Below are 6,000 nucleotides of genomic sequence, written 5' to 3'. Positions count from 1 at the left end.
AGAATCGCAGATTCGCGATTTACGCAAAGCCCTCGCTTGCGGGGGAGGGCTGGGGAGGGGGTGCTTCAGCGATGGGATTGTCGAAGTTTACGGAGCGTATCCCGGCGAGGAGAAAGCCCCCACCCGGCGCTTCGCGCCGACCTCCCCCGCAAGCGGGAGAGGTTGCAGCGAGCGCTTGGCCAGCAGTTCGAAATCCAAAAGCCAGCGGCCTCAGATATCGATCGTCGCGCTCAGCGAATGTTCCTGGATGAAGTCGCGGCGCGGCTCGACCACGTCGCCCATCAGCTTGGTGAAGATGTCGTCGGCCTCGTCGACCTCCTTGACCTTCACCTGGAGCAGTGATCGCGCATTGACGTCCAGCGTCGTCTGCCAGAGCTGCTCCGGATTCATCTCGCCCAGCCCTTTGTAACGCTGCAGCGAGACGCCCTTGCGGCCGGCGTCGGTGACCGCTTCGAACAGATCGACCGGGCCGTAGACCATGTGCTCGGCGTCCTTGCGCCGCAGCTTGCCGGGGCGGGCATAAACGTCCTGGAGCTTGAGCGTATACTCGTCGAGCTTGCGGGCTTCGACCGAGCCCAGAAACGCGTCGTCGATGAGGGCGACGTCCTTGACGCCGCGCACCGTGCGCTCGAACTGGAAGCCATGGCCTTCCAAATATTGACCGACCCAGCCGCGCTCGACCTCGTCGGCGAGCGTGTCGAGGCGGGCGGCGATGTATTGCGCGGCCGCGGCGGCTTTCTCCGGATCGCCGTAGATCGCCTTGTTGAGCACGCCGGTGATGGCGGCCTGCTCGATCACCTTGCGATTGTAGCGGGTGTGCAGGCTGCGCAGAACGCCGCGGACGGCGCGGGCGTCGTCGACCAAAGAGCGCAGGTCGCGGCCGGTACGATCGCCGCCAGTGCCGGGAATATAGACGCAGTCGTCTAGCCCGGTATCGATCAGATAGTCTTCCAGCGCCCGCTCGTCCTTCAAATATTGCTCGGACTTGCCGCGGTTGACCTTATAGAGCGGCGGCTGGGCAATGTAGAGATAGCCGCCGTCGATGATCTCGCGCATCTGCCGGTAGAAGAAAGTGAGCAGCAGCGTGCGGATGTGGGCGCCGTCGACGTCGGCGTCCGTCATCACGATGATCTTGTGATAGCGCAGCTTCTCGATCGAGAATTCGTCGCTGATGCCGGTGCCGAGCGCGGTGATCAGCGTGCCGATCTGCTCGCTGTGCAGCATTTTGTCGGGACGCACACGTTCGACATTGAGGATCTTGCCGCGCAGCGGCAGCACGGCCTGGAATTCGCGGTTGCGGCCCTGCTTGGCACTGCCGCCTGCCGAGTCACCCTCGACGATGAAGAGCTCGGATTTCGCCGGGTCCTTCTCCTGGCAGTCGGCGAGCTTGCCGGGCAGCGAAGAGACCGACAGCGGGCTCTTGCGCGTCAGCTCGCGCGCTTTTCGCGCGGCTTCGCGGGCCGCGGCCGCCTGGATCACCTTGCCGACGATCATCTTGGCTTCGGAAGGGTGCTCCTCGAACCAGGCCTGCAGCGCCTCGTTGAGCACGTTCTCGACCACGGGGCGCACTTCCGAGGACACCAGCTTGTCCTTGGTCTGCGACGAAAATTTTGGATCCGGCACCTTCACCGACAGCACGGCGGTGAGGCCTTCGCGGCAATCATCGCCGGTCAGCGCGATCTTTTCCTTTTTCGCGTTGGCCTCGGCATAGCCGTTGACCTGGCGCGTCAGCGCGCCGCGGAAACCGGCGAGATGGGTGCCGCCGTCGCGCTGCGGGATGTTGTTGGTGAAGCACAGCACGTTCTCATGGTAGCTGTCGTTCCACCACAATGCGGCCTCGACACCGATGCCGTTGGATTCCGCGCGTACCATGATCGGCGCCGGCACGATCGCCTTCTTGTTGCGGTCGAGATATTTGACGAATTCCTCGACGCCGCCGGAATAGTGCATCTCCTCGCGCTTCTCGACCGCGTGACGCATGTCGGAGAGGGCGATGTTAACGCCGGAATTGAGGAAGGCGAGCTCGCGCAGCCGGTGCTCCAGCGTGGCGAAATCATACTCGATGTTCTTGAAGGTTTCCGTCGAGGCCTGGAACGTCACCTCGGTGCCGCGCCTGCCGGGCGCGTCGCCGACCACCTTGAGCGGCGCGACCGCATCGCCATGGGCGAATTCGATGTAGTGTTCCTTGTTGTCGCGCCAGATGCGCAAGCCGAGCTTGCTCGACAGCGCGTTGACGACGGAGACGCCGACGCCGTGCAGGCCGCCGGAAACCTTGTAGGAATTTTGGTCGAATTTACCGCCGGCATGGAGCTGGGTCATGATGACCTCGGCCGCCGAGATGCCTTCGCCCTTATGGATGTCGACGGGAATGCCGCGGCCGTCGTCGCGCACGGTGACAGAATTGTCGGCGTTGAGGATCACGTCCACGCGCGTGGCGTGGCCCGCGAGCGCCTCGTCGATCGCATTGTCCACGACTTCGTAGACCATATGATGCAGGCCCGAGCCGTCATCGGTGTCGCCGATATACATGCCCGGGCGCTTGCGGACGGCGTCGAGACCCTTGAGCACGCGGATCGATTCCGCCCCGTAATCGCTCGGATTTGAGGGTTCGTTTTCGGCAGGCGTCTGCCGAGCAGGTTCTGTCATGAGAGGCCTTCGAGATGTCGCCCGAATCAGCGGCGCAAAAGGCGCTGATATGCGGGCTATTTGTGCCACGAAAGACGGATTGCGCCTAGCGCAAAGTATCTCCCGGCAAGTCTTTGATTAGATGGGATTTTTTGGCCGGTTTTCAAGGCTTTCGAAGGCCGATTCGAGGCGCTGAAAAAAGCGCGATTCGAGAGGCCGTTCCGGGTCGCTGAAAGGCGTGGATATTGCGGGGACGAAGGGTGTTCCGAGGCGCTTGGAACGCCCCGGAACGGCCTTGCAGGCTCAATACATCTGCAGCGGCAGCACGTCTCCGTTTGGCCCCACCAGGAGGCCCCAGGCATCGCCGGCGGCCACGGTGAGGGTTTCGGTGCGGGCAGGGCGCCACGGCAGACGCAGCGCGTACTGGTACTTGCCGGGCGGCAGATCGAGCATCGGGCCTTTCGGCGATTGCGGTCCGCCGGCACCAGCCGCGATCTTCACCGTTTGATTGTTGATCGTCAGCGATGCTTCCTTCGGCCCCATATTGCCGAGCATCAGCCTGGCCTGTCCCGCCTTCGGCATGATGTCGGCCTTGGCCGCGGCCTGCGGATTCCGCTGCACCAGACTGACCGTCGTCTCGTCCTTGGCGCGGCCGAGCTTCAGCACGGCCGGTCCCTCCGGCGAGGTGAACGCGAGCTCCGCCCGCTCGGCCGTTACGATTGCGCCGTCGGCCTTCTCCTGCCAGCCGCGGTTGGTCAGCTCCGTGCGATAGAAGGCGAGGACCTCGCCAAGCTCGGCGGGGATGCTGGCTTCGAGCTCGGTCCGGAACGACTGCTCACTGCCGGGGAATTTCGTGGAGCTGATGCCGGTCGAGCTGTGCTGCGTCGGCACCGGCAGGGCCGAATCGGGATCGGGCGTGAGCGGCTCCTTCGATTTGGTCTGGACCACCTTGGCTTGCCTCGATTTGGCCTCGACGGGCTTCGCCGCGGCGATAATAAGACCGGAGCCGTTGGCGCTAACGTTTACCTTCGGCCCCATCTGCATCACGGTCATCGAGATCGACTTCCCGCTCTTGGAGAATTCCATCATCGCCATGTTGGGCTGGTTGATGACGGAGGGCTGCTCCTTCCAGCCCGCGGGCTTCAGCGATGCGCGATAAAACGCAGTGAGCGCCTTCACGCTCGAGATCGAGGAGAATTCGAGCCGGCCGTCGCCGCCCTCGAAGTTCACGCCTTCGGCGTTTTCGGGCAACGGCACCGGCGTCTTGCTGTCGGCGAGCGCGTTGAGCGGCGCGTCCGACAATGCGGCCGCCTGCACCTTGCGTCTGGCTTCGTCGGCGGTGATGAGCTGCTTGGCCGCACCTAACGCATCCCCAAGGAACTTGTCGTCGGCCTCTTTCTTCGCCTTAGTGCGGGCGGCAAGCGCGGAGTCCTTCAACTGCGCCGTCAGGCTGACCATGGTGAAATCGTATTTGCGGCCAAGCCGCAGCAGGCCGGTTTCCTCCGCGGAAGAGATCTTGATCGCGACCTCGTCGCCGGGCGCGAGCGGTGCGCTGCCGTCCTCATGCCAGCCGCGCGCGGCGAGCTCGCGGTGATAGAAGGCGAGTACCGCGGGCAGCTCGGCCATCGCGGCGGCCGACATTTCGCGCTTGTTGTCGCTCGCGCTGCCGAGGCCCATGGCCGTCTTGGTCGGGCTCGGCCGCGGCAGGCCGGCCAGATCGCTATCGGCTTTGAGCTCGCCGGGCAGCGCGAAGGGCGCGACCCGGATATCGACATGGGTGCGGCCGTCGTCGCGGCGCGTCAGCGTCAGCATCACGGGCTTCTGCTGGTAGAAGCCGGTCTCCTTGCTATCGGCATGCGCGTAGAACGCGCGCAGGCCGTTGGGAACGGTTTCATCAAGGCCCGTCGTCCAGCGCGCGGCGGTTTCCGGCGTGAGCTTCTGCCAGCCGATCGCAGCCATCTGGCTGCTGTAGAAATCCGACGTTGCATCGAGCGGCGTCGGCGCGATGCAGCCGAGATAGGGCCGCGTCCCGTCGAACACGATGTCGCTTGCGCCTTCCGGAAACGGCACGTTCCCGTAGATCCGGTCGGTCGTGTAGTAGACCACGGACTGGTCGGGCCGGCCGAGCGCCTGCGTGAAATGAACGGACAGACCCTGTCGTCCCTTCCTGAACTTCAGCAGGCTGCTTTTCTCCTCCAGCGGCATCACATAAGCGACCCAGCCGTTGTCGCTCAGGAGCTTTTGGACCGCGGGCAGCGTCACGGCCTGCCGCGTCGGTACGCGATATTCGACGCTATAGGGGTCGGGGCGCGAGATGTCTTCCACCGCACCTTCGAGCTGGGGCAGCGCGTGAACGTCGACGATGCCCTCGTCGGCGCCGGCCGCGATCGAGCAGCTCGCCATCAGGAAGAGACCGCATGCAAGCAGCCGCCATCGTGCCGGGACTTGCATCCCGCGCGGGATCATCGCCATCGTTACGTCTCCAGGATGCCGCGCAGCGCTTGGGCGCGCGCGATTGCAACGGCTGCAACACCGTCGGCGGGGCCTCAGACCAGAAGTCGCGGCAGGAACCGGGCAGGTTCAAAGCTCCCGGACTAGTCAATACAGTTGGAGTGGCGACCATGCCTCGCCGTCGCGCCCGACGGTGAGCTCCCAGGCGTCGCCGGCCGCGACGGTGAGGATGTTGCGGTGGGCCGGACGGCCGGGGACGTTCAGTTCGTAGGAATATTTGCCGGGCGCCAGATCCAGCGATACGGCGTTAGCGCCGGCGGCGCGCTTGATGGTCCGCGCGTCGATCCCGAGCACGGCTTCCGTCTCGCCGATGTTGCTGAACACCAGCTTTGCCTGGCCCGGTTCGGGCATGACGTTCGCCCGGATTGCTGTATCCGAGTTCTTCTGCACGAGATGGACCGAGGTGTTGCTGTCCTTGCGGCCGAGCTTCAGCGTGGCCGGCCCGAGCGGAGAGGCGAACGCGAGCTGGACGTGATCGGCGGAGACGACGGCGCCATCATGCTGCTCCTGCCAGCCGAGCTTTCCAAGCTCGCTGCGGTAGAAGGCGAGGACGTCGCCGAGCTCGGCGGGCACGGTGGCTTCGAGCTTGACGCGAAGCGGCGCTTCGACGCCCCGCATCAGGGTGGTGTGGATTCCCCTAAAGCTGTAGCGGGTCGGTGCGGGCAGCCTGACATCGGGATCCGGCGTGAGATCGGCTGAAAACAGCGGCTGCGGCATCCAGGCGCCGGCGCTTGCCGCGAGCATGCACGTCGCGAGCAAAACGAGGCCGCACGCAAACGCCCACCATCGTGCCGGAACTTGCGCCCCGGACCTTGCCGCCCGCATTTCACTCTCCAGGGTATCGCGCGTCCAGGGTCTCGCGCG

At 64.8% G+C, this 6,000-nt stretch carries 3 protein-coding genes; all 3 read right to left on the bottom strand.

All coding sequences use genetic code 11. The features are described from left to right. Nucleotides 1-210 precede the first annotated feature (210 nt). On the bottom strand, nucleotides 211-2,646 hold the full coding sequence (gene gyrB / locus FXB41_RS04170; RefSeq protein WP_219679906.1) for a DNA topoisomerase (ATP-hydrolyzing) subunit B: 2,436 nt from the start codon (nucleotides 2,644-2,646) through the stop codon (nucleotides 211-213). A gap of 282 nt (nucleotides 2,647-2,928) precedes the next feature. Continuing rightward, nucleotides 2,929-5,097, bottom strand: coding sequence for a hypothetical protein (locus tag FXB41_RS04165; protein WP_219679902.1), 2,169 nt, complete (start codon nucleotides 5,095-5,097; stop codon nucleotides 2,929-2,931). Nucleotides 5,098-5,223: 126 nt separating this feature from the next. Continuing rightward, nucleotides 5,224-5,961, bottom strand: coding sequence for a hypothetical protein (locus tag FXB41_RS04160; RefSeq protein ID WP_219679898.1), 738 nt, complete (start codon nucleotides 5,959-5,961; stop codon nucleotides 5,224-5,226). Nucleotides 5,962-6,000: the final 39 nt, after the last annotated feature.

It is taken from the genome of Bradyrhizobium canariense, assembly GCF_019402665.1.
GTDB classification, from domain to species: domain Bacteria; phylum Pseudomonadota; class Alphaproteobacteria; order Rhizobiales; family Xanthobacteraceae; genus Bradyrhizobium; species Bradyrhizobium canariense.
The sequence above is the reverse complement of the archived record's forward strand: the minus strand, read 5'-3'. Positions and strand labels throughout refer to the sequence as shown.

What these genes read in the sequence shown, in the direction of transcription:
- gyrB (WP_219679906.1), bottom strand. Translation starts at nt 2,646, where the DNA reads ATGACAGAACCTGCTCGGCAGACGCCTGCCGAAAACGAACCCTCAAAT.
- FXB41_RS04165 (WP_219679902.1), bottom strand. Translation starts at nt 5,097, where the DNA reads ATGGCGATGATCCCGCGCGGGATGCAAGTCCCGGCACGATGGCGGCTG.
- FXB41_RS04160 (WP_219679898.1), bottom strand. Translation starts at nt 5,961, where the DNA reads ATGCGGGCGGCAAGGTCCGGGGCGCAAGTTCCGGCACGATGGTGGGCG.